The following is a 21261-nucleotide window of genomic DNA, read 5'->3' as shown; positions in this document are numbered from 1 at the left end:
TAGTATCATTTAACTCTAACGCGTTACGTCCAGGTGGCGTAAGCAAGATTACTCACTTCTGAGTAGCGATTGTGTGATCTAAATCAAGATTACGCAAAGCTGACACCTTTCAGCAGGCCATTTTAGCCTTTTATGTAAATTGTTAAGAAATCGTTGTCATGAAGAGTAAGTGGATTAGCATAACGAGTACATATAAATAACAGTGATGAATGGATGAAATTAGGTGTAGATAAGAGGTGAACTATGCGAATAAAAGGCGTATCTTCTGCGCGTTTTGATCATTAACGAAAATTGACTTCATCCGGCTAACGCTTCGGAGCTAACCGTGATTCAACCGCTTTTTGATTTTCCTGTTTACTTTAAGTTCTTTATCGGGCTCTTTGCGCTGGTTAACCCGGTGGGGATTATCCCCGTTTTCATCAGCATGACCAGCTACCAGACGGCCACAGCGCGTAATAAAACTAACCTCACCGCGAATCTGTCGGTTGCGATTATCTTGTGGAGTTCCTTATTCCTCGGCGATGGCATCCTGCAGCTGTTTGGTATTTCTATTGACTCGTTCAGAATTGCGGGCGGTATCCTGGTTGTCACCATTGCAATGTCGATGATCAGCGGGAAGCTGGGGGAAGATAAACAAAACAAGCAAGAAAAGTCAGAGACGGCCATACGCGAGAGCATTGGCGTTGTGCCGTTAGCGCTGCCGTTAATGGCGGGGCCAGGGGCGATTAGCTCCACTATCGTCTGGGGGACGCGTTATCACAGCATCGCGCATTTGCTTGGCTTTTCAGTTGCCATTGCGCTTTTTGCGCTTTGCTGCTGGGGCGTGTTCCGTATGGCGCCGTGGCTGGTTCGTTTGCTGGGGCAAACCGGTATCAACGTTATTACCCGAATCATGGGGTTGTTGTTAATGGCGCTCGGCATCGAATTTATTGTCACAGGAATAAAAGGCATTTTCCCCGGCTTGCTCAACTAAACTCCCACCTGCTGATTTACAGGCGGCGCCCTAAGGGGCCGCCTTGTGACATTCCCACGTAACACTTCTTACTTTGATAAGCATTCAGCGTTTAAATGATAAAAAATACTAATATAATCTAACGATATTTATTTTTATTAATCAAACTATTATCAACATTACTGAGTCCGTGAGAAGCGGTAGGTCTGTTATTTTATTCACACCATACTCTGGGGCTTGATGAAGGATTATTGAAATGTTATTAGTTGTTTCAGCTCCATCGTAGATGAATGTGCTAAATAATGAGCATTTGTTAAATTTGTGTGTGTTTTCTGGCGCAGGTATATCCTACGATGTGACAGCGAGACGATTTTCTTTCAAATTATTGATTATAAAGAATAAATTAAAGCTTTTTAACATTCCTTAACTGTTTTTCTGGGCAGGAAATTTTCCATAAAAGAGAATTGGTTAACAAAATTGTAAAATGAATTGGCGGTTCAGAAACGCATTTGATACTTTTCGGCCAAACATTTTGCAGAAGATTTCACATCGTTGATAACTATTTTCATTTAGATGGTTGTCAGAAATAACATGCGACGTGGGCAGGTACGTCGTATACCGAATCGACGAAAGGCGATCGAACGAATCGTCAGAATAAATAAAGTCGGTGATAGCAAAAGCAGTGACAGACCTGGCAGTACACCACCAGTGCTGTACAGGAACCCTGACGGGATTAAACAGGCTGGTAAAAACCAGTAATTATAATGAGTGGAGTACAAACACAATGTCTAACATCACGAAAAAAAGTTTGATTGCAGCGGGAATACTCACTGCGCTCATCGCCGCCAGCGCCGCGACTGCGGCAGACGTGCCCGCCGGCGTTCAGTTAGCCGACAAGCAAACGTTGGTACGTAATAATGGATCAGAAGTGCAGTCTCTCGACCCGCATAAAATTGAAGGCGTGCCGGAATCGAACGTCAGTCGTGACCTCTTCGAAGGCTTATTAATTAGTGATGTCGAGGGGCATCCTTCACCGGGCGTCGCGGAAAAATGGGAAAATAAAGATTTTAAAGTCTGGACATTCCATCTACGTGAAAATGCGAAATGGTCAGATGGTACGCCCGTCACCGCCCATGATTTCGTTTATAGCTGGCAACGCCTGGCCGATCCTAATACGGCATCGCCGTACGCCAGCTATCTGCAATACGGTCATATCGTTAATATCGATGACATTATCGCCGGTAAAAAACCCGCCACCGATCTGGGGGTAAAAGCGCTTGATGATCACACCTTTGAAGTGACCTTAAGTGAGCCGGTGCCTTATTTCTACAAATTGTTGGTCCACCCTTCAGTGTCTCCTGTACCGAAATCAGCGGTCGAAAAATTTGGCGATAAATGGACGCAACCAGCCAATATTGTCACTAACGGCGCTTATAAGTTAAAAAACTGGGTGGTGAACGAACGTATCGTGCTGGAGCGTAACCCGCAATACTGGGATAACGCCAAAACCGTCATCAATCAGGTGACTTATTTGCCGATCTCTTCGGAGGTGACGGATGTCAACCGCTACCGCAGCGGCGAGATCGATATGACTTATAACAATATGCCGATCGAATTATTCCAGAAACTGAAAAAAGAGATCCCGAATGAAGTCCGCGTAGACCCTTATTTGTGTACCTATTATTACGAAATTAATAATCAAAAAGCGCCGTTTAACGATGTCCGCGTGCGTACCGCGCTGAAACTGGCGTTAGATCGCGACATTATTGTTAATAAGGTTAAAAATCAGGGCGATTTACCCGCTTATAGCTACACGCCGCCGTATACCGATGGCGCAAAACTGGTAGAGCCTGAGTGGTTCAAATGGTCCCAGCAAAAGCGTAATGAAGAAGCGAAGAAATTGTTGGCTGAAGCCGGCTTTACGGCGGATAAGCCCTTAACATTCGACCTGCTGTATAACACCTCCGATCTGCATAAAAAACTGGCCATTGCCGTGGCGTCTATCTGGAAGAAAAATCTGGGCGTCAATGTGAATCTGGAGAATCAGGAATGGAAAACCTTCCTGGATACCCGTCATCAGGGCACATTTGATGTCGCCAGAGCCGGGTGGTGCGCAGATTATAATGAACCGACTTCATTCCTGAATACTATGTTGTCCGACAGTTCAAATAACACCGCGCATTATAAGAGCCCGGCGTTTGATAAGCTGATTGCCGACACGCTGAAAGTGGCGGACGATACACAGCGCAGCGAACTCTACGCTAAAGCGGAGCAGCAGTTAGATAAAGACTCGGCTATTGTGCCGGTGTATTACTACGTTAACGCGCGCCTGGTGAAACCCTGGGTGGGCGGGTATACCGGTAAAGACCCGCTGGATAATATTTATGTGAAAAACTTATATATTATCAAACATTAATGGCAAGACATGGGACAACTGCGGTTGTCCCATGGTGTCTTTTTTCATCGCACTATAACTTTCCCTGGCGGATCTTTTGTCACGTCCGGGAAGTAAAGGCACAGGCCAGAAGGTACGGGCAATGTTGAAATTTATTTTACGCCGCTGTCTGGAAGCGATTCCGACGCTGTTTATTCTTATTACCATCTCTTTCTTTATGATGCGCCTCGCGCCGGGTAGCCCTTTTACCGGCGAGCGCGCATTGCCGCCGGAAGTGCTGGCCAATATTGAAGCAAAATATCATCTGAACGATCCCATCATGACGCAGTACTTCAGCTACCTGAAGCAGCTGGCGCATGGCGATTTTGGACCATCGTTTAAATACAAAGATTACACGGTCAACGATCTGGTTGCCGCCAGCTTCCCCGTTTCGGCGAAACTTGGCGCTGCCGCTTTTTTGCTGGCGGTCATTATTGGTGTCAGTGCTGGAGTGATTGCCGCGCTAAAGCAAAATACGCGATGGGATTATACGGTGATGGGATTTGCCATGACCGGCGTCGTTATCCCCAGTTTTGTGGTAGCGCCGCTACTGGTGATGGTCTTTGCAATAACCTTGCAATGGCTGCCTGGCGGCGGCTGGAACGGCGGGGCGTTAAAATTTATGATCCTGCCGATGGTCGCGCTTTCACTGGCCTATATTGCCAGCATCGCTCGTATTACGCGCGGCTCAATGATTGAAGTTCTGCATTCGAACTTTATTCGTACCGCGCGGGCAAAAGGATTACCGATGCGCAGAATCATCTTCCGCCATGCGTTAAAACCTGCGCTGCTGCCGGTTTTATCCTATATGGGGCCAGCCTTTGTCGGCATTATTACCGGCTCAATGGTGATCGAAACGATTTATGGCTTACCGGGCATTGGGCAGCTTTTCGTTAATGGCGCGCTCAACCGCGATTACTCGCTGGTGTTAAGTTTGACCATTCTAGTCGGGGCGCTGACCATATTATTTAACGCCATTGTCGATGTGCTCTATGCCGTTATCGACCCGAAAATTCGCTATTGATACTGGAGCTCGCGATGATGTTAAGTAAGAAAAACAGCGAGACGCTGGAAAATTTCAGTGAAAAGCTGGAGGTGGAAGGTCGCAGCCTTTGGCAAGATGCCCGTCGGCGCTTTATGCATAACCGTGCGGCGGTGGCCAGTCTTATTGTCCTGTTTCTGATAGCCCTGTTCGTGACAGTGGCGCCTATGCTGTCGCAATTTACCTATTTCGATACCGACTGGGGCATGATGTCCAGCGCGCCGGATATGGCGTCCGGTCACTATTTCGGCACTGACTCTTCCGGGCGCGATCTGTTGGTGCGCGTTGCCATCGGCGGGCGTATCTCATTAATGGTCGGGATTGCCGCCGCGCTGGTGGCGGTCATTGTCGGAACGCTGTATGGCTCGCTGTCCGGCTATCTGGGCGGCAAAATTGATTCTGTGATGATGCGTTTGTTGGAGATCCTCAACTCGTTCCCGTTTATGTTCTTTGTGATTTTGCTGGTGACGTTTTTTGGGCAGAACATTCTGTTGATTTTCGTCGCCATCGGCATGGTCTCCTGGCTTGATATGGCGCGTATCGTGCGTGGCCAAACCCTAAGTCTTAAACGTAAAGAGTTCATCGAAGCCGCGCAGGTGGGTGGTGTGTCGACCGCCAGCATTGTGATCCGCCATATTGTGCCTAACGTCCTGGGCGTAGTGGTAGTGTATGCATCGTTGCTGGTGCCCAGCATGATTCTGTTTGAGTCTTTCCTCAGTTTCCTGGGGCTTGGGACGCAGGAACCGTTAAGCAGTTGGGGAGCGTTATTGAGCGATGGCGCAAATTCAATGGAAGTCTCACCGTGGCTGCTGCTGTTTCCGGCTGGCTTTCTCGTGGTGACGTTATTCTGTTTTAACTTTATTGGTGATGGCCTGCGTGATGCCCTCGACCCGAAAGATCGTTAAGGAGTACAGCCATGAGCTTATCAGAAACCGCAACTCAGGCGCCGCAACCGGCGAATGTACTGCTGGAGGTAAACGATCTTCGTGTTACGTTCGCTACGCCTGATGGCGATGTGACGGCGGTCAACGATCTGAACTTTACGCTTCGCGCTGGAGAAACGTTAGGTATTGTTGGCGAGTCTGGATCGGGGAAATCGCAAACGGCGTTCGCATTAATGGGACTGCTGGCGACGAATGGTCGAATCGGCGGTTCCGCGACCTTCAACGGACGTGAAATTCTTAATCTACCTGAGCGCGAACTGAATACGCTGCGCGCAGAACAGATTTCGATGATTTTTCAGGACCCGATGACCTCGCTAAATCCTTATATGCGCGTTGGGGAGCAGTTAATGGAAGTCCTGATGCTGCATAAAGGGATGAGCAAAGCGGAAGCTTTTGAAGAGTCCGTCAGAATGCTGGATGCCGTAAAAATGCCGGAAGCGCGCAAACGGATGAAAATGTACCCGCACGAATTTTCCGGCGGAATGCGTCAACGTGTGATGATTGCGATGGCGCTGTTGTGCAGGCCGAAACTGCTTATTGCCGATGAGCCTACCACCGCGCTTGATGTTACCGTGCAGGCGCAGATTATGACCTTGCTTAATGAGCTAAAGCGCGAATTTAATACCGCCATTATCATGATTACCCACGATCTGGGCGTGGTCGCGGGTATTTGCGATAAGGTCCTGGTAATGTATGCCGGGCGTACCATGGAATACGGTAAGGCGCGCGATGTCTTTTATCAGCCCGTTCATCCGTATTCGATAGGCCTGCTTAATGCGGTGCCGCGTCTGGATAGCGAGGGGGCGGAAATGCTGACGATTCCGGGCAATCCTCCCAATTTATTGCGTTTGCCTAAAGGTTGTCCGTTCCAGCCGCGTTGTCCTCATGCGATGGAGATCTGCAATAATGCGCCGCCACTTGAAGCGTTCAGTCCTGGTCGCTTGCGCGCCTGTTTTAAACCGGTGGAGGAACTGCTATGAATGCTGTGATTGAACAACGTAAAGTTCTCCTCGAAATCGCCGATCTGAAAGTACATTTTGATATCAAAGAAGGGAAGCAGTGGTTCTGGCAACCGCCGAAAACCCTGAAAGCGGTGGACGGCGTTACGCTACGCCTGTATGAAGGCGAAACGCTGGGCGTGGTGGGCGAATCCGGCTGCGGCAAGTCGACGTTTGCGCGCGCCATTATTGGTCTGGTGAAGGCGACAGACGGTAAAGTCGCCTGGCTGGGAAAAGATCTGTTGGGCATGAAAGCGGATGAGTGGCGCGAGGTGCGCAGCGATATCCAGATGATTTTCCAGGACCCGCTGGCGTCACTCAATCCGCGAATGACAATTGGCGAAATTATCGCTGAACCGCTGCGCACTTATCATCCTAAACTTTCGCGCCAGGACGTGCGTGACCGCGTGAAAGCCATGATGCTGAAAGTGGGGCTGCTGCCGAATCTCATCAACCGTTATCCCCATGAATTTTCCGGGGGGCAGTGCCAGCGCATCGGTATCGCCCGGGCGTTGATCCTGGAACCTAAGCTTATTATTTGCGATGAGCCGGTGTCGGCGCTGGACGTTTCTATTCAGGCGCAGGTGGTGAATTTGCTCCAGCAGTTACAGCGAGAGATGGGGCTGTCGTTGATTTTTATTGCGCACGATCTGGCGGTCGTAAAGCACATATCCGATCGTGTCCTGGTGATGTATCTCGGTCATGCAGTAGAATTGGGCACCTATGATGAGGTGTACCATAATCCACTGCATCCTTATACCAAAGCGCTGATGTCGGCGGTACCGATTCCCGATCCCGATCTGGAGCGAAATAAGAAGATACAATTGCTGGAGGGCGAATTACCTTCGCCCATTAACCCGCCTTCCGGCTGCGTGTTCCGTACACGCTGTCCGCTAGCCGGGCCAGAATGCGCGCAAACGCGACCGGTGCTGGAAGGGAGTTTTCGCCATGCCGTTTCCTGCCTTAAAGTAGACCCGTTATAATCGCAAGGGCTGACAATTCGTCAGCCCTTCTTTTAGGTGAGGTTACCGTGTCACTTTCTTTGTCGTCGGTTCGCCGTCGTCTTTATCATAATCTGTTCGATTTGACTACGCGCTCAGGTCGCCGTTTTGAAGGGTTATGCGCGCTGTTTGCGCTGCTTAGCGTACTGGTCATTTTTGTTGAATCAGGCGTAGGAACGGAATATCACCTGACATTTGATGAATGGCATATTTTTGTCTGGCTGGAGCTGTGCGTTACCCTGATATTTACCGGTGAATACTTGCTCAGACTGTTTAGCTGGCCCGAACCGGCAAAATACGTTTTTAGTTTCTGGGGATTTATTGATCTGGTGACGATTTTGCCGCTGTACGTCATGTGGCTGTGGCCGGAAATTAGCCTGAACTATATGTTTGCCTGGCGTGCTATGCGAGCGATTCGCGTGCTGCGTATTCTTAAACTGCTACGCTTTATGCCATCCCTGCGCGTATTCTGGAGCGCCATTATTAGCGCGCGTCATCAGCTTATTCTGTTCTATTCATTTATTGCGATCGTGATGATTATTTTCGGTGCCCTGATGTATCTTATTGAAGGACCGAAATATGGCTTCACGACGCTTAATGCCTCGGTGTATTGGGCGATAGTGACAGTCACAACCGTGGGGTACGGTGATATTACGCCGCATACGCCGCTGGGACGTATTGTCGCGTCGGTGCTTATTTTGATTGGTTATTCGGTGATTGCGATTCCTACAGGACTGATTACCACGCACATGAGCAGCGCGTTTCAAAAACGTCACTGGCAGCGAAAATGTCCGCAGTGCCAGCAAAGCCAGCATGAACATAGCGCGCAATATTGTAACCGATGCGGCAGTAAGCTACCGGATTAAACAGGCTTGCCGGAGGGCGCAATCAGACGCCATCCGGCCTGAACCGCTTATTCGCGCCAGAGAATATGGCACAGCTTGTGGTCCTTTTCCCGGCACAGCAGAACGCGGGCGAAAATGTCGTTAATTTCGCCGTCTTCGGTATCCGCCAGGCCAATTACCACCTCGGCAAAAAAGTCTGGATTCAGGTCAAAATCGACGTGCTCTTGCCAGTCTTCAGCGGGATCAAACAACTCCGCGCCGCCGCGCTCCTCGAATTGCAAATTGAACAGAATGATATCAGCCGGATCAAGATTATCCGCCGCCAGCTCAAGAAAAATATCGTAAGCCTGCTCAAGCGTTTCGTCTTCAGTCAGGCGATTGTTCAGATCCATTTCCATAGTGACTACCTGTTTACTCATGTTGGTCACGTTTTACAGCAATGGACTAAAGAAGTAAAACAATCGCTCGGTAATACGCTGCCATAACGGACGTTTTACCCACAAACGCGCATCTAACAGGCGGGAGCGCGAAATATAATCGTCCTGTACCGCAGCCAGATCGGCGCCGAAACCCGTATCATCAATGACCAGCGTAATCTCGAAATTAAGCCACAGGCTACGCATGTCGAGATTCACGGTACCGACCAGGCTCAGTTCGCCATCGACCAGCACGCTTTTGGTATGCAACAGCCCGCCTTCGAACTGATAGATTTTCACGCCCGCCGCCAGTAACTCGCTGAAAAAGGCGCGACTGGCCCAGCCGACGAGCAGTGAATCATTTTTACGGGGCAGGATAATACTGACATCCACGCCGCGCTGCGCAGCGGTACAAATGGCGTGCAGCAGATCGTCGCTGGGGACGAAATATGGCGTGGTCATAATTAAATATTCGCGCGCAGCATAGGTGGCGGTTAATAGTGCCTGGTGAATGAGATCTTCCGGAAATCCAGGACCGGAAGCAATGGTATGAATGGTATGCCCGCTGGCCTGCTCAAACGGCATAATATTCACATCCGGCGGGGGAGGCAGAATGCGTTTACCCGTCTCGATTTCCCAATCGCAGGAGTAAACAATCCCCATTGCTGTCGCCACGGGCCCCTCCATCCGCGCCATCAAATCGACCCATTGTCCAACGCCGGCATCCTGTTTGAAAAAACGCGGGTCCACCATATTCATACTGCCGGTATAGGCGATGTAATTGTCAATCATCACCATTTTACGGTGCTGGCGAAGATCCATACGGCGTAAAAAGACGCGCATCAGATTCACCTTCAGCGCCTCTACGACTTCAATGCCAGCGTTACGCATCATGGCCGCCCAGGGGCTGCGGAAGAAAGCGACGCTACCCGCGGAGTCCAGCATAAGCCGGCAGTGGATGCCGCGGCGGGCAGCGGCCATTAACGATTCAGCGACCTGATCCGCCATGCCGCCTGGCTGCCAGATGTAAAACACCATTTCGATATTGTGCCGCGCCAGTTGGATATCGCGAATAAGCGCCTGCATGACATCATCGGAGTCGGTAAGCAATTGCAACTGGTTGCCTTTGACGCCCGCAATCCCCTGACGTCGTTCGCACAGCTTAAACAAGGACGATGCGACGCTACTGTTTTCTTGCGCGAAAATGTGTTTGCAGGCTTTGAGGTCATTCAACCATTTGGCGGTAGACGGCCACATGGCGCGGGCACGCTCGGCGCGACGTTTGCCTAAATGCAATTCGCCCACGGACAAATAGGCGATGATCCCGACCAGCGGAAGGATATAGATGATTAACAACCAGGCCATTGCGGAGGGAACTGCGCGCCGTTTCATTAGAATACGTAATGTGACGCCGGCAATGAGAACCCAATATCCCAAAATGACCAGCCAACTCACCACGGTGTAGAAGGTTGTCATAACTTTAAAAATCCTTTAGAAAGCGTGTTGTTAAGAGTTTACGCGTCAGGATTCACATGGCAAATAAAAACACGGGAAAAGCGCTGGTCTGCATCCGGCGAGGGGGTATAATGGCGCTTCTGTTACAGTGAGAGTCGTAAACATGAAGCGTAGTAGAACGGAAGTGGGGCGCTGGCGAATGCTACGTCAGGCGAGCCGCCGTAAAGCGCGTTGGCTTGAAGGGCAATCACGCCGTAATATGCGTATCCATACCATCAGGAAATGCATCTTTAATCGTCAGCGTAATTCATTACTCTTTGCGATTCACGGTGTGTGAGCCAGAAAGGGCACCGTATGCGGTGCCCAACAGGCCATCCTTTTCAAAAGATCTTCTTATACGGTTTGACCGAAACCTGCGCATAGACGCCCGCTGCGACGTAGGGGTCCGCATCAGCCCAGGATTGCGCCGCTTCTAAAGATTCAAATTCAGCAATGACCGTTGACCCGGTAAATCCGGCTACCCCAGGATCGTTACTGTCCACTGCGGGCATCGGCCCGGCAGTTAATAATCGCCCTTCATCATGCAGAAGTTGCAGGCGCGCCAGATGCGCGGGCCGTACCGAGAGGCGTTTTTCAAGCGAGTTGGCATTGTCCTGAGCGTAAATAACATACAGCACGGGTAGAGCTCCTTAATCGGTAAAAGTTGCTGATTACGTTATTGGAAAGGGCATTTAACTGCAATGTAAAGATACCGACTTTGTTAAACATGCACATTTTGTGTGGTGTTTTTGCGCGATATCATCTTTTAAATGCCGCTATCGGCAATGCCTTATTGAATATGATTGCTATTTGCATTTAAAATTCAGCTCTGGTTTTTCAACTGAAACGATTATGACTTCAATGACCCTTGATTTACCTCGTCGCTTTCCCTGGCCGACACTTCTTTCCGTAGGCATTCATGGTGCTGTAGTGGCAGGTTTGCTCTATACCTCGGTACATCAGGTTATTGAATTGCCTGCGCCAGCGCAGCCTATCACGGTGACAATGGTTTCACCCGCCGACCTGGAGCCGCCCCAGGCGGTTCAGCCGCCGCCGGAGCCGGTGGTTGAACCCGAACCGGAGCCAGAGCCGATCCCTGAACCGCCTAAAGAAGCGCCCGTGGTGATTGAGAAACCCAAACCTAAACCAAAACCCAAGCCGAAACCGAAACCGGTGAAAAAGGTTGAAGAGCAGCCGAAGCGCGAAGTCAAACCAGCCGCACCGCGTCCTGCCTCACCGTTTGAAAATAGCGCCCCGATGCGGCCAACAAGCAGCACCGCATCGGCGACCAGCAAGCCGGCGGTGAGCGTGCCCACTGGACCTCGCGCTCTGAGCCGTAACCAGCCGCAGTATCCGGCGCGAGCACAGGCGTTACGTATTGAAGGCCGCGTAAAGGTGAAGTTTGACGTGACCGCTGCTGGGCGAGTGGAAAATGTACAGATTCTATCCGCGCAGCCAGCCAATATGTTTGAGCGTGAAGTTAAGAATGCGATGCGAAAATGGCGCTATGAAGCAGGCAAGCCGGGTTCCGGGCTGGTGGTCAATATTATCTTCCGTCTGAACGGTACGGCGCAGATTGAGTAATCTCTGGCGCCGCCAGCCAGGAATATACCATCACCTGCTGGCGGCGTAAGTGGGTATACTTAACCCTGAACCGGGAGCGGGCGAGGTTTACCGTCCGGATCGACGGCAACATAAATAAACAGCGCCTCGGTGGCCTTGTAGCGCTGTCCAATCGGTTCTGACGCGACTTTTTTCACCCAGACTTCAATATTGATGCTAATAGACGTCGTACCGCGTTTAACGCAGCGCGCGTAGCAGCATACGACATCGCCAACCGCGACGGGGCGCAGAAATGTCATTCCTTCCACGCGTACGGTTACAACCCGACCGTGCGCGATCTCTTTGGCCAGTATCGCGCCGCCAATATCCATTTGCGACATCAGCCAGCCGCCAAAAATATCGCCGTTCGCATTGGTATCGGCAGGCATGGCCAATGTACGTAAAACCAGCTCGCCCTGAGGAGTATTATCCATTGTTGTCATTGTAAAACCGACTATCAGAAAAAATTACAGCCGCGATGCTACTATGAATTTTGTGTGGAGAATAGTGGGAATAAAGGTACTGACGGGAAAGCGCAGGGCGTAAAGGCGAAGAAAATATCGCCAGGCGTTCGCAGTCTGGCGATGATAAGTCACGGGAGGGTTATGATTTATCTTCCTGTGGCAGATGCCGGTAGATATAGACGCCGCTCAGCAGGGTAAAAATGAGCGTCAGCGCCGTGAGTCCAAAGACCTTAAAGTTGACCCAGATATTTTGCGGCAACCAGAAGGCGATATAAATGTTAGCCAGACCGCACGCAATAAAAAACAGCGCCCACGCCAGGTTCAGCTTTGACCAGACCTGCTGCGGCAACGCCAGTTCTTTACCTAACATACGTTGGATTAACGGTTTTTTCATCACCCACTGGCTTATTAACAGCGCGCCGGCGAACAGCGCATAAATAACCGTCACCTTCCATTTAATAAATTCATCGTTATGGAAGAAGAGCGTCAGACCGCCGAAGACGGCAACCAGAACAAAGGTAATCAGCGCCATCTTCTCTATTTTCCGATAGCGCACCCAGCTATAAATCAGCACGATTGCCGTCGCGACAATCAGTGCGGAGGTCGCCGCATAGATGTCATAAAGTTTATAAAACGCAAAAAAGACAACCAGCGGTAAAAAATCCAGAAACTGCTTCATTCTTCGATTCCATCATCAACGAGCGTCGAATGCGCCGCGTAACGGCGCATTGCGGATTATTGGCGAATCAACATATACAGGCGGAATAAGTAGATAAGCAATACTGCGGAAATCAGATTGCTCAACGTATTCGCCAGTACAGCGCCTACATTTGGGGTCAGTACAGCGAAGCTGGGCGCGAACAGCAATAGCAATGTTTTAGCCAGTAACCAGCCTATCACCGCGGGCGCGACCAGTCTCATGTTAGCCCAGGCTAAACGCATACTGCTGCGCATTGCGGCAAACACGCCCATTTTCTCTTCAACCAACATCACTGGCGCAAGCGCCAGCACAATGGCCATAATAATCCCCGGAACGACAATCAGCATTATACCGATTTGCACTAACAGGGTAGTCAGAAAAATGAGAATAAACAGTTTAGGCAATGCAGGGGCGCTGGCGCCGATAGCGCGCAGCGCGCTAACCCGATGTCCCGCTGAAACTAACTGAATCATCAGGATGATACCGCCGGCCAGAATAGCGTTGCCGATAAGCCCGGAAAACGTCGAGGCGGCAGAGGCGCGCAACAGGATCTGTTGCTGCTCCGGCGTCATATTTTGTACCAGCTCAAACAGGCCAGCGCTGCCTGCCAGATGTTCTCCTTCACTGAGTTGCGCGATTTGCGCATCGCTGGGTGAAAAGGCATGACCTAAGACCACCGTGATAAATGCGCACAGCAACGAAACCAGCAAGATAGTAATAAATTGATTTCGGAAAAAATTTCCGGCGTCACGGTAAACGGACTTCGCCGTGATAGACATGCACTCTCCTTGAGTTTTGCAGGTGTTAATTTGCGGGCAATTGTACCCTGGATAACTCTACAGTGGCAGCATCAGCAGTTGTATGGAAAAGCATATCTTTGTAAAGCGGCGGTAATCCGTATCGCGCGCGGGCGCGATTACACGCCTCATTCACTTCGCCTCCTTCGCCCGATATCGAAAATTCGCGACAGGTTGAAGGGCGGTTTTCATAAATAGCGCAACTGACGTTTTCACCCGGCGTGCCAATTAGCGCTTTACAGTGCGGCTGTTTTTGGTTGGTGCCGGCCATACAACGTAAAAAAGGGGTAACAGGCTCGGTTAATGACGCCGGAACGCGTCCGCTGGCGTCGTCGCCTTCCGCCCAATAAAAGGAGACACGAAAATAGGCACAACAGGCACCGCATGTCATGCATGGGTTAAGAACGCTCATGATTCACCTGCAAAAAACTCACGTATCAATAGATTACAACGGAAATTAATCTGTCCCGCAGTGTTCGCGAATCTTAACGCCACGCGCCATTGCGGGACATTGATTACCTTAGCCAGCCTTTATCGCCAGGGCAACAGGAGCAGACAAATATTTGCATAGCGTGAATATGTCAAAATTGATCTGAACTCCTATAACCAGGATTTTCAATACAAGTTCTAAATTAATCTGGATCAATAAATGTTAAATTATAAGAACAAATGTGATCTGTGTTAGATCACTTATTACTTCATTGTGGGTATATTCATCACGCTTTTATAACCATAACGATGGAGCGGGTATGAAAAAATTTACAGTGGCGGCACTGGCGTTAACAACTCTTCTCTCAGGCAGCGCTTTCGCGCACGAAGCCGGAGAATTCTTTATGCGTGCAGGTCCGGCAACCGTCAGACCTACAGAAGGGGCGGGTGGTACGCTGGGGCATTTAAACGGGTTTGATGTGAGTAATAACACGCAACTCGGCCTGACATTCACTTACATGGCGACGGACAATATCGGGGTTGAATTGCTGGCGGCCACGCCGTTCCGCCATAAGGTGGGTACGGGCGCGACGGGAGATATCGCCACGGTTCACCTGTTACCGCCAACGTTAATGGCGCAGTGGTACTTCGGCGATTCCAGCAGCAAAGTGCGTCCTTATGTCGGCGTGGGGGTGAACTACACCACCTTCTTCGATAACGGCTTTAACGATAATGGTAAAAACGCCGGGCTGTCCGATCTGAGCTTTAAGGATTCCTGGGGCGCGGCAGGGCAAGTTGGGGTAGATTACCTGATTAACCGCGACTGGTTAATTGGCGCCTCTGTCTGGTACATGGATATTGATACTACCGCCAATTATAAAATGGGCGGCGTTCAGCATCATGACAGCGTGCGTCTGGACCCATGGGTATTTATGTTCTCGGCAGGCTATCGTTTCTAATCGCGTGATGTTGTGACGAAAAAAGACCCCGCCAGGCGGGGTCAAAAAAGGACATGACACACGGATTTTACTTGTCGGAACTCACTTGTCTTCTTTCGGTTCGCCGCAGCCTAGTTCTGCGCCAGTGAGAGGATCAACGGTGGGGTCCGATTTCGTTCTTTCTGCCATCGCTTTGAGCAGCGCCATCTGCTCGCGCGGCAATTTCACTGTCGCCAGGCCATCGCCGCCATCAACAGCAGGCATCGGTTCTGCGACATAGTTGAAGTTCTCATCGCTATTCCAGCTACCTCGCGGATCGTCGCCTTGCGACATGTTGTAGTACACGTCGGTATACTGTTCTACCGGCGGTAATTTACCCGGCGGGAAGTTGTTACGAATCGAATACAGCGCCTTTTCAAAAGAGAGCTGGTGCGCGACTTCACGGGTCATTAAGAAACTGAGCGTGTCTTTTACGCCGGGATCGTCGGTCAGATTAATCAGGCGTTCATAAATGATCTTCGCTCGCGCCTCTGCCGCGATGTTTGAGCGTAGATCGGCTGTGACTTCGCCGATAGTATCAATATAAGCCGCGGTCCATGGTACGCCGCCGGAGTTCGTCAACGCCGGGCCGCCGCCATACAGCAGAGAGGTGATATGGCTGTCATTACCATTCTGCGTCAGCGAGCGATAAAGTTCCGCTTCGCTTTCGGTACCTTCCGCCAGCTCGCCTTTAGCGCCTTTATTAAGCATTCCTACCAGTGAGCCGATAATTTCCAGATGACTCAGCTCCTCGGTGGCGATGTCCATTAACATTTCTCTACGACCGGCATCATCATCGCTTAAACCTTGCGTGAAGTAGCGGCAGGCGGCCGCCAGTTCGCCCTGCGGGCCGCCAAACTGTTCCAGCAGCAGGTTCGCTAATCCAGGATTAGGTTCGCTCACTCGCACAGTATATTGAAGTTGTTTTACGTGTCGAAACATATTGCCTCCTGCTTATTATTTATTTTTTGGCTTCAACGCCATCTGCTTCAGATCGCAGTAAAAATTGTTCCGTTGTCTGCGGAATATGTTTGATAAGCCAGTCAGCCATTTGCATTTCTTCTTTCAGAATGGCTTCAATCGTCGGAATTGAGGCAGTGTCGCCAGCTTTTTTTGCCGCCGCCAGCAGGGAGGTATAACAAGCAATTTCGAACTGCTCGAAAACATAACCGCTAATTGAGCCTTTGACAATTTCATCGGAAGGGAACATGCCACCGATAGATTGCCCCATTGCAGCCATTTTACTCATGGAGTCTTTCAACACCGAACGGGAAATGCCATTACGGTCCAACACTTCTTCGAGCATGGTAATTTGATGTTTGGTTTCACTAATATGTTGTTCAATTCTGGCTTTTATATCAGGATAATTTTCAATACGGCTGGCCATAGATTCAAGCATCGATTCTGCCTGTTTTTCCATGGCATGGGCGTCACGAAGCCAGTCATGATAATGTTCAGTATAATTCATTTTACATTCCTCAATGCGTGATAATCTGCTCCGATAATAAAATCGGAATCATGCAAGCTGATAATTAAAAATATTATTTCGATTTGTGTTCAGCACTTTTATTAACATTGCTGACTGCTAAATCGGTAAGTTTTAAATCAGTTTGTTTTTCCTCGTCGAGGGTTTCTTTGAGCAGTTTTAATGCCTTGCTATAGCCGAGCTGCTCGGCCAGGGTGGCTAGCGTGCCGTAGCTGGCGATTTCGTAATGCTCGACTTTTTGCGCCGCGGCGATAAGCGCTGCATCGCGTACTTCGTTTTTCTCCGTACTTTCGATGACTTCATTGGCTTCTTCAATCAGCCCTTCCATAGCGACGCATTTCATTCTTTTCAGTTTAATGCCAGATTCAGATTCGACGATCTGATCAATACGTTCAATCTGACCCTGGGTTTCCTCAAGATGAGATTGAAAGGCCTGGCTTAATTTTTCATTGGACGTGGCTCTGGCAAGTTTAGGAAGAGCCTTGGTTAATTGTTTTTCTGCACTATAGGTATCTGAAAGTAGATGGATAAAAAGGTCTTCAACGGTTTTGATATTCATAAATCTAATTCTCCTGGGCAAAATACTGCGAGCCAGAAGACTCGCAGATTGCTTGATAAAAGCATGTGTTATATTTACATTACAGTAAATCAGGAATTATCGGATTTACGTCCGCCGTGACTATTCTGACCACCTTTTTTACCGGCTTCAGAAGCTCGTTGCGGATCGTTTTTGAAATTCCCGCCGCTATGCTGACCGCCTTTGCGGCCCGCTTCAGATGCTTTTTCACGATTCTCGGCGAAATTTCCTGAACCACCACGATGTTCGGCCATATTATTTCTCCTGTCTCGTTGCTTGCTGAAAAAATCGGTTTTAACCGTGTCGACACCCTATTAAAATTAGTTGGTTAAACCGATTAGTCAAATTGACGGAAATAGTTGTGATTTACCGCGTAAATAACGCACAAAAAATGGTTTAGAGATAATATATTCTATATTTTCTTTTAGAATAAGCGATTTAACAGGAAATGCTTTGCATTGTTATTAATAACAAGCGTCACTATATGCGGCCATAGAAACGTTAATGCATTGTTTATTGACATTTCTTTACATAAAGGCGGGGAAAATTGACGTGAAAACGCTAAATTTTTCGGCGTGATTAGGAGTTTTCTTAGCAAAAATTGACTTCAGACTTTTTGAAAGCTGGACAGGGAATAACACCAAAAAGATTGATGATCTACGTCTGAATCGTGATTCTGGTTCGGCGCCAACCTCTCATTAAGCCGCCAGCGTTATGCTGACGGCTTAACCCGTTATGCGCGGCTGGCGGCTTTCATCGCTGAGACAAAGGACCTGAGCTCCGCCAACATCTGTTCGGGAGACGCGTGGTTTTTCTCGATAATGTTGACAATGGCTGAGCCGGAGATAGCGCCAGCCGCCCCGGCACGCACGGCCGCAGACACCTGTTCCGGCGAGGAGATACCGAAGCCCTGTAACGCAGGCGCGGCATGGTACTCTTTAAGCTTCTCAATGAGATGATGCAACGGCAATGCGCCACGGTTTTCCGCGCCGGTGACGCCCGAACGCGAAAGCAGGTAGGTGTAACCGCGGCCGTAAGATGCGACCTGGCGCAGAAGATCGTCATCCGCATTTGGCGGGCAGATGAAGATCGGCGCGATATTATGCCGTAACGCCGCCTGGCGGAAGGGGGCCGATTCTTCAACCGGGACATCTGCGACCAGCACGGAATCTACGCCAACCTGTTCACAGCGGGCATAGAATGCATCTATGCCGTTATTGAACACCAGATTCGCGTACATTAGCAGGCCAATCGGAATGGTCGGGTGTTTTTCACGAATCAGCGCCAGCATTTCAAAACACTGAGCCGGCGTGACGCCAGCGGCGAAGGCGCGTAAGTTCGCATTCTGGATGGTGGGGCCATCGGCCAGCGGATCGGAGAAGGGAACCCCCAGTTCCAGAGCGTCGGCGCCAGCATCAATCAGTGTGTCGATAATTTTCAGTGACTGTTCAATGCCAGGGTCGCCCAGAGTCACGAAGGGGACAAAAGCGCCTTCCCGGCGATCGTTGAGCTGTGCAAATAAATTTTCGTAGCGTTCCATCAGATTTCCCCTCGCGCTTTCAGGATATCGTGTACGGTAAAGATGTCTTTATCTCCGCGGCCAGAGAGATTGACCACCAGCAGTTGCTCTTTTTCCGGCTGCTCGCGCATCATTTTCAGAGCGTGCGCCAACGCGTGGGAGGATTCCAGCGCCGGGATAATTCCCTCATGGCGGCACAACGTTTTGAAGGCTTCCAGCGCCTCATCATCGGTAATGGAGACATAATCCGCGCGTCCGATGCTGTTCAGGTACGCATGTTGCGGCCCAACGGATGGGAAATCGAGCCCGGCGGAAATGGAATATGACTCTTCAATTTGCCCGTCCGCTGTTTGCATCATCGGCGCTTTCATCCCGAAATAGATGCCAACGCGACCATGTTTAAGCGGCGCGCCATGCTCGCCGGTTTCAATACCGTGACCGCCAGGTTCAACGCCTATTAGCCCGACGCTGGTATCATTAATAAAATCCGCAAACATCCCGATAGCGTTTGAGCCGCCACCGACGCAAGCGATAACGGCATCTGGCAGACGGCCCTCTTTGTCGAGGATTTGCGCTTTCGTCTCTTCGCCAATCATGCGCTGGAACTCGCGAACGATGGTGGGATAGGGATGCGGTCCTGCCGCCGTGCCGAGCATATAGTGCGCGGTTTCGTAACTACCGGACCAGTCGCGCAGCGCCTCGTTACAGGCATCTTTTAGCGTAGCGGAGCCGCTATGAACCGGGATGACCTCCGCGCCCATCAGACGCATACGGAAGACGTTCGGCGACTGGCGCTCAACGTCTTTGGCGCCCATATAGATACGGCATTTCAGACCCAGCAGGGCGCTGGCGAGCGCAGAGGCGACGCCGTGCTGGCCGGCGCCGGTTTCAGCGATAATCTCGCTTTTCCCCATCCGTTTGGCCAGCAGCGCCTGACCCAGTACCTGATTGGTTTTGTGTGCGCCGCCGTGCAGTAAATCTTCGCGCTTTAAATACAACGTGGTACGCGTACCGGCGGTAATGTTCTGGCATTTCGTCAGTGCGGTGGGGCGTCCCGCGTAGTTTTTTAGCAGATCGGCGAATTGCGCCTGAAATTCAGGATCTTTTTGCGCGCTGACGAAGGCCTCTTCAAGCTGGTTCAGCGCAGGCATCAGGATCTGCGGCACATACATGCCGCCGAATTCACCAAAGTAGGGATTGAGAAGTGTTGTCATGTTTTTTCCTTAATATGCGCGCAGTGTCTGAAAAACCGAGGCCAGAAGACGAGCATCTTTGATGCCCGGCTGTGACTCCACACCTGAATTAAAATCGAGACCGGCACAGCCGACTTGCGCCGCCTGGACGCAGTTATCGGCCGCCAGCCCGCCCGCCAGTAATACATTATCCAGCGGTTGCCCCTGTAGCAGTGACCAGTCGAAGCGCTGCCCGCTGCCGCCTTGCCCATTGTCGAAAATGTATTTATCGACATGGTGATAATCGCGTGCGGGAAGAGCATCGCTAACGCTCAGCGCCTTCCAGATTTGCACATTGCGCGGCAACGCCTCGCGCAGCGCGTTGACATACGCCTGGTCTTCGCTGCCATGTAGCTGTACGGCAGAAAGCGACAGGACGGCGGCTTTCTGGCAAACATCGGCGATATCAGCGTTCTGGAAAACGCCGACATACTGCAATGGCGCGCCGCTTATCACTTCTCGCGCCTGCTCAACGCTAACCGCGCGCGGAGATGAGGGCACAAAAATCAACCCGCCATATATTGCGCCAGCGTCACAGGCCGCTTTAGCGTCCTGGGCGCGGGTCAGGCCGCAGACTTTATTCTCGCCAAGCAGCACGCGACGGACGGCGGCGTTAAGATCGTCATGCGCCATTAACGCGGAACCAATTAAAAAACCGTTGGCGAAGTGGCTCAGTTCGCGTACCTGACCATAGGTGTTAATCCCGGACTCGCTGATGACAGTCACGCCGTGGCCCAGTTTTGGCGCCAGCTGGCGGGTGCGATTCAAATCAATCGACAGATCGCGCAGATCGCGATTGTTGATACCTACCACTTTTGCGCCTAACGCTATCGCGCGCTCCCGTTCTTCGTCATTACTGACCTCCGTGAGCACGCCCATTTTCAGACTGTGCGCGACGGCGGAGAGTTGGCGATACTGTTCGTCATCCAGAACCGAGAGCATCAGTAAACAGGCATCGGCCTGATAGTAACGGGCAAGGTAGATCTGATAGGGATCGATAATAAAATCCTTACACAGAATCGGCTGCGGCGCGCTTTGGCTAACGACCGGCAGAAAATCGAAGCTCCCCTGAAAATATTTTTCGTCGGTGAGCACCGAGATCGCCGAGGCGTAATGTTTATAAATACTGGCAATACGCGCCGGATCGAAATCGTCGCGAATCACGCCTTTTGATGGCGATGCTTTCTTACACTCCAGAATAAAGGCGGTACGCGCGCCCTGGAGCGCATCATAAAAATGGCGTGTACTTGGCTGGATCTCATTTTGAAAGCTGGCCAGCGGCTGTTGCTGTTTGCGGGCTTCTACCCAAATCGCCTTGTCTGCGACGATTTTCGCTAAAACGGTTTGCATTA

At 50.5% G+C, this 21261-nt stretch carries 24 protein-coding genes; 10 read left to right on the top strand and 14 right to left on the bottom strand.

All coding sequences use genetic code 11. The features are described 5' to 3' along the window. Positions 1–325 precede the first annotated feature (325 nt). From J4650_RS03525 to J4650_RS03495, 7 genes are all read left to right on the top strand, one after another. Complete coding sequence (locus J4650_RS03525) at positions 326–973, top strand: YchE family NAAT transporter (RefSeq protein WP_000615840.1); 648 nt, start codon at positions 326–328, stop codon at positions 971–973. 763 nt (positions 974–1736) lie between these two features. Further along, entirely contained in the window at positions 1737–3368 is a 1632-nt protein-coding gene (oppA, locus tag J4650_RS03520; RefSeq protein ID WP_023182233.1) for an oligopeptide ABC transporter substrate-binding protein OppA, read from the top strand. A gap of 121 nt (positions 3369–3489) precedes the next feature. Then, the gene (oppB, locus tag J4650_RS03515) at positions 3490–4410 is read left to right on the top strand and encodes an oligopeptide ABC transporter permease OppB (RefSeq protein WP_000911097.1); all 921 of its coding nucleotides are present in this window, start codon (positions 3490–3492) and stop codon (positions 4408–4410) included. 14 nt (positions 4411–4424) lie between these two features. Then, positions 4425–5333 carry an oligopeptide ABC transporter permease OppC gene (oppC, locus tag J4650_RS03510; protein ID WP_000979653.1) on the top strand — a complete coding sequence of 303 codons (909 nt, stop codon included), beginning with the start codon at positions 4425–4427 and terminating at the stop codon, positions 5331–5333. A gap of 11 nt (positions 5334–5344) precedes the next feature. Then, positions 5345–6352, top strand: coding sequence for an ABC transporter ATP-binding protein (locus J4650_RS03505; protein WP_000058857.1), 1008 nt, complete (start codon positions 5345–5347; stop codon positions 6350–6352). Beyond that, positions 6349–7353, top strand: a complete 1005-nt coding sequence (oppF, locus tag J4650_RS03500) for a murein tripeptide/oligopeptide ABC transporter ATP-binding protein OppF (protein WP_000994698.1) — start codon at positions 6349–6351, stop codon at positions 7351–7353. Before J4650_RS03505 ends, oppF begins: the two co-directional genes overlap by 4 nt. Before the next feature lie 47 nt (positions 7354–7400). Next, positions 7401–8237: an ion transporter gene (locus J4650_RS03495; RefSeq protein ID WP_000059074.1), complete on the top strand. Its 837-nt coding sequence runs from the start codon at positions 7401–7403 to the stop codon at positions 8235–8237. A 47-nt stretch (positions 8238–8284) separates the two neighbouring features. Here J4650_RS03495 and J4650_RS03490 read toward each other — a convergent pair whose 3' ends face one another. Continuing rightward, entirely contained in the window at positions 8285–8614 is a 330-nt protein-coding gene (locus tag J4650_RS03490) for an HI1450 family dsDNA-mimic protein (protein ID WP_000425070.1), read from the bottom strand. Positions 8615–8647: 33 nt separating this feature from the next. Beyond that, positions 8648–10108 carry a cardiolipin synthase gene (gene cls / locus J4650_RS03485; RefSeq protein WP_000206886.1) on the bottom strand — a complete coding sequence of 487 codons (1461 nt, stop codon included), beginning with the start codon at positions 10106–10108 and terminating at the stop codon, positions 8648–8650. 142 nt (positions 10109–10250) lie between these two features. On the opposite strand from cls, the gene J4650_RS03480 reads away from it, so the two are divergent. After that, complete coding sequence (locus J4650_RS03480; protein ID WP_001531561.1) at positions 10251–10424, top strand: YciY family protein; 174 nt, start codon at positions 10251–10253, stop codon at positions 10422–10424. Between the two features lie 43 nt (positions 10425–10467). On the opposite strand, the gene J4650_RS03475 is transcribed toward J4650_RS03480, so the two are convergent. After that, positions 10468–10764 (bottom strand): YciI family protein, encoded by a 297-nt coding sequence (locus tag J4650_RS03475; protein ID WP_000967605.1) that lies wholly within the window; start codon positions 10762–10764, stop codon positions 10468–10470. 223 nt (positions 10765–10987) lie between these two features. On the opposite strand from J4650_RS03475, the gene tonB reads away from it, so the two are divergent. Next, entirely contained in the window at positions 10988–11710 is a 723-nt protein-coding gene (gene tonB / locus J4650_RS03470) for a TonB system transport protein TonB (protein ID WP_001532427.1), read from the top strand. 59 nt (positions 11711–11769) lie between these two features. Here the strand turns inward: tonB and yciA are convergent, their stop codons facing one another. The 4 genes from yciA to J4650_RS03450 form a co-directional block, all read right to left on the bottom strand. Continuing rightward, positions 11770–12171, bottom strand: coding sequence for an acyl-CoA thioester hydrolase YciA (gene yciA, locus J4650_RS03465; protein ID WP_000210317.1), 402 nt, complete (start codon positions 12169–12171; stop codon positions 11770–11772). Positions 12172–12331: 160 nt separating this feature from the next. Then, positions 12332–12871 carry a septation protein A gene (locus J4650_RS03460; RefSeq protein WP_000808682.1) on the bottom strand — a complete coding sequence of 180 codons (540 nt, stop codon included), beginning with the start codon at positions 12869–12871 and terminating at the stop codon, positions 12332–12334. Between the two features lie 56 nt (positions 12872–12927). Beyond that, positions 12928–13671 (bottom strand): YciC family protein, encoded by a 744-nt coding sequence (locus J4650_RS03455; protein WP_000028507.1) that lies wholly within the window; start codon positions 13669–13671, stop codon positions 12928–12930. Positions 13672–13696: 25 nt separating this feature from the next. Further along, on the bottom strand, positions 13697–14101 hold the full coding sequence (locus tag J4650_RS03450; protein WP_000114955.1) for a YkgJ family cysteine cluster protein: 405 nt from the start codon (positions 14099–14101) through the stop codon (positions 13697–13699). A 337-nt stretch (positions 14102–14438) separates the two neighbouring features. On the opposite strand from J4650_RS03450, the gene ompW reads away from it, so the two are divergent. After that, a complete protein-coding gene (gene ompW / locus J4650_RS03445; RefSeq protein WP_000714801.1) occupies positions 14439–15077 on the top strand; it encodes an outer membrane protein OmpW in 639 nt (212 codons plus the stop codon). A gap of 81 nt (positions 15078–15158) precedes the next feature. Here the strand turns inward: ompW and J4650_RS03440 are convergent, their stop codons facing one another. The 7 genes from J4650_RS03440 to trpCF all read right to left on the bottom strand — a co-directional run bounded on the left by J4650_RS03440 (position 15159) and on the right by trpCF (position 21259). Continuing rightward, the gene (locus J4650_RS03440; RefSeq protein ID WP_000488354.1) at positions 15159–16037 is read right to left on the bottom strand and encodes a manganese catalase family protein; all 879 of its coding nucleotides are present in this window, start codon (positions 16035–16037) and stop codon (positions 15159–15161) included. 19 nt (positions 16038–16056) lie between these two features. After that, complete coding sequence (locus J4650_RS03435) at positions 16057–16563, bottom strand: ferritin-like domain-containing protein (RefSeq protein WP_001109977.1); 507 nt, start codon at positions 16561–16563, stop codon at positions 16057–16059. A 73-nt stretch (positions 16564–16636) separates the two neighbouring features. Then, positions 16637–17140, bottom strand: a complete 504-nt coding sequence (locus J4650_RS03430; protein WP_023993308.1) for a ferritin-like domain-containing protein — start codon at positions 17138–17140, stop codon at positions 16637–16639. 89 nt (positions 17141–17229) lie between these two features. Continuing rightward, complete coding sequence (locus tag J4650_RS03425; RefSeq protein WP_000807657.1) at positions 17230–17412, bottom strand: general stress protein; 183 nt, start codon at positions 17410–17412, stop codon at positions 17230–17232. 479 nt (positions 17413–17891) lie between these two features. Beyond that, positions 17892–18698, bottom strand: a complete 807-nt coding sequence (gene trpA / locus J4650_RS03420) for a tryptophan synthase subunit alpha (protein WP_000443031.1) — start codon at positions 18696–18698, stop codon at positions 17892–17894. After that, positions 18698–19891 (bottom strand): tryptophan synthase subunit beta, encoded by a 1194-nt coding sequence (trpB, locus tag J4650_RS03415; RefSeq protein WP_000209485.1) that lies wholly within the window; start codon positions 19889–19891, stop codon positions 18698–18700. The genes trpA and trpB overlap by 1 nt, the downstream gene beginning before the upstream one ends. 9 nt (positions 19892–19900) lie before the next feature. After that, entirely contained in the window at positions 19901–21259 is a 1359-nt protein-coding gene (gene trpCF, locus J4650_RS03410; RefSeq protein ID WP_023993307.1) for a bifunctional indole-3-glycerol-phosphate synthase TrpC/phosphoribosylanthranilate isomerase TrpF, read from the bottom strand. Positions 21260–21261: the final 2 nt, after the last annotated feature.

The organism is Salmonella sp. 32120201201600049SM (assembly GCF_017572835.1).
In the GTDB taxonomy this organism is placed as follows: domain Bacteria; phylum Pseudomonadota; class Gammaproteobacteria; order Enterobacterales; family Enterobacteriaceae; genus Salmonella; species Salmonella enterica.
Note: the sequence above shows the minus strand (reverse complement) of the source record. Positions and strands in the feature narration are given on the sequence as shown.